This is a genomic window from Streptomyces sp. NBRC 110611, from assembly GCF_001590865.1.
Taxonomy (GTDB): Bacteria; Actinomycetota; Actinomycetes; order Streptomycetales; family Streptomycetaceae; genus Streptomyces.
Genome location: NZ_BBUY01000085.1, coordinates 1 through 1,069 on the forward strand (window position 1 = coordinate 1; position 1,069 = coordinate 1,069).

Here is a 1,069-nt window from a genome sequence, read left to right on the forward strand (position 1 = left end):
TCAGATAGTGGTGGGGACGTCCCGCCGCAAGGCGTGGCAGTACCTCTTCGGACCCGGTGTCGGCGCGACCGTCGCCGTCGACTCGGGGCCGGACCTCGATGTCCACATCGTCACGCACGAAGCGGCCGCCAAGGGCCACGGGCTGCCGGTCGCGCGCGGCGCGCGGCTGGGGCGGCCCCGGATCATCTGGGGCTGGCTGGTCGGATCGGTGGGGCCGGCCCTGCTGACGCTGCTGCTGATGTCCACCGAGGCGAGCCTCGGACTCGCCAACGACATGCTGCTGTTCCTGATGCTGACGGTGACGGCGGCGCTGCTGGGCGGTTTCCTCCCGGCGCTCACCTCGGCCCTGGTCGGCTCCTGTCTGCTGAACTGGTTCTTCACCGCGCCGACGAACCGCCTCAGCATCGCGGACCCCGAGAACATCCTCGCGCTCGCCATCTTCGTGCTGGTGGCGATGTCGGTCGCCTCCGTCGTCGACCTCGCCGCCCGGCGCACCCACCAGGCGGCCCGGCTGCGCGCCGAGTCGGAGATCCTGTCCTTCCTGGCCGGCAGTGTGCTGCGCGGTGAGACCACCCTGGACGCCCTCCTGGAACGGGTCCGCGAGACCTTCGCGATGGACTCCGTGGCGCTCCTGGAACGGGAGAGCGAAACAGCCCCCTGGACGTGCACGGGCAGCGTGGGCGACACCAGTCCGATCGAGCGCCCCGAGGACGCGGATGTCGACATGCCCGTCGGCGATCAGATGGCGCTCGCCCTGTCGGGCCGGGTCCTGCCCGCCGAGGACCGCCGCGTGCTGGCCGCCTTCGCGGCACAGGCCGCCGTCGTCCTGGACCGCCAGCGCCTGCAGTCCCAGGCCGACCACGCCCGCAAACTGGCCGAGGGCGACCGCACCCGCACCGCCCTGCTCGCCGCCGTCAGCCACGACCTGCGCACGCCGCTCGCCGGTATCAAGGCCTCCGTCACTTCGCTTCGTTCCGATGACGTCGAATGGTCCGCCGCGGACCAGGCGGAACTCCTCGCCGCCATCGAGGAGAGCGCCGACCGCCTCGACCAGCTCGTCGGCAACCTG

1 protein-coding gene is annotated in these 1,069 nt (G+C 71.9%); it reads left to right on the top strand.

Features of this window, described 5'->3' with window-relative positions; translation table 11 throughout:
- Positions 1–1,069 (top strand): DUF4118 domain-containing protein (locus AZE13_RS33455; protein ID WP_147264837.1); only part of this gene is annotated, 1,069 nt, incomplete at both ends.